Consider the following 1647-nt stretch of genomic DNA (forward strand, 5'->3'; position numbering starts at 1 on the left):
CACCCACACCATCTACCGCCACGGCATCGAGCACTTGCTGCCGGAAAACGTCGAACTGGTTCACGGTCCCGGATGTCCGGTCTGCGTAATCCCGATGGGTCGCATCGACGACGCGATGTGGCTGGCCGAACAACCCGACGTGATCTTCACCTGTTTCGGCGACATGATGCGAGTACCCGGCTCTCACGGCAGCCTGCTGGATGCCAAAGCACGCGGCGCCGACGTGCGGTTCGTCTACTCGCCGCTGGACGCGCTCAAGATCGCCACCGACAACCCGGATAAACAGGTGGTGTTCTTCGCCATCGGATTCGAGACCACCGTCCCGTCCACCGCGGTGACGTTGGTGCGGGCCCGCGATCTGAAGCTGAGCAATTTCAGTGTGTTCTGTAACCACGTCACGATCGTGCCGCCGATCAAGGCGATCCTCGACTCACCAGACCTGCGCTTGAACGGCTTCATCGGACCGGGGCACGTGTCCACCGTTGTCGGCAACCGGCCATACCGGTTCGTGCCCGAGGTGTACGGAAAACCGTTGGTGGTCGCAGGTTTCGAGCCGCTGGACATCTTGGCGTCGGTCGCGATGCTGCTGACCCAGATCCGCGAAGGCCGTTGCGAAGTGGAGAACCAGTACTCGCGGGTGGTGCCCGAACAGGGCAACCCGGCGGCTTTGGCTTTGATGGGCAAGGTGTTTGCGCTGCGTCCGCACTTCGAATGGCGTGGGCTTGGGTTCATCTCGCAAAGCGCGCTGCGGCTCAGCGACGACTTCGCGGACTTCGATGCCGAACTGCGCTATTCGATGCCTGGGGTGCGGGTCGCCGATCCGAAGGCCTGCCAGTGCGGCGAGGTGCTCAAGGGTGTGCTGAAGCCTTGGGAATGCAAGGTTTTCGGCACCGCGTGCACCCCGGAGACTCCGATCGGAACATGCATGGTGTCCCCGGAGGGCGCCTGCGCGGCCTACTACAACTTCGGCCGGATGCACAAAGACGCCCTCAAGCTGGTGGAGTCCGGGCGGGCCTGATCCTTGTCGGTGCCGACCTCTGACCAGCCCGATATCCGGGGAACCGAGATGTTCGCCCGTTACGCCTACGCGCCCAACGCGCTGGGCTACTGCGGTCCACCGCTGGGGGCGACCCTGCGGGACGGGTCGGTGGAAGACGTTCGGCGGGCCGCGACGAAGTTTTCCGGCGCCTGGCCCTATCTGCAGGTGCTTTCGACGATGACCGGCATCGCCGACCCGCTGGACCACCGGCTAGTGGAGTCCTACTGGCTGGGCGGCGGGGTCGGCGCCGAGCTGAACGCGGGCGAGTTCGTCGACGCATTGCTCGCGATCATCGGCCCGCAGGCGGGGCGTTACTGGTCGCATCTCGGCCCGGATCTGGTGCCCGAGGCCGCCGCCAATCACTGCTTCCACGTGTTCGGCGTGTACCCGTGGTCACGGCTGCTGGGCCGCGGAGTCGACGAGCATCCGATGGGTGTTCTGGATAACTGCCGGATCACTTGGGGCACAGTGCTTTCCCGTGACGGCGATGACGTTGAGGTGTCGTGTCAACGGCTGGTCTTGGACGGTGACGTGCTGGCGCTCTCCGAACCGTCGGCGCGACGGCTCGACGTCTGGGCGGACGGCTACAGCGCGGTGCCCGACGTGGC

At 65.1% G+C, this 1647-nt stretch carries 2 protein-coding genes; both read left to right on the forward strand.

Translation table 11 applies throughout. From position 1 onward, the window contains the following. The coding region (gene hypD / locus WAN71_RS02810) for a hydrogenase formation protein HypD (protein ID WP_422223871.1) at nucleotides 1-1018 on the forward strand (1018 nt) is incomplete at its 5' end. Between the two features lie 48 nt (nucleotides 1019-1066). Continuing rightward, the coding region (locus WAN71_RS02815; RefSeq protein WP_422223872.1) for a DUF6390 family protein at nucleotides 1067-1647 on the forward strand (581 nt) is incomplete at its 3' end.

Origin of the sequence: Mycobacterium sp. (genome assembly GCF_049280035.1) — a bacterium.
Classification (GTDB): Bacteria; Actinomycetota; Actinomycetes; order Mycobacteriales; family Mycobacteriaceae; genus Mycobacterium.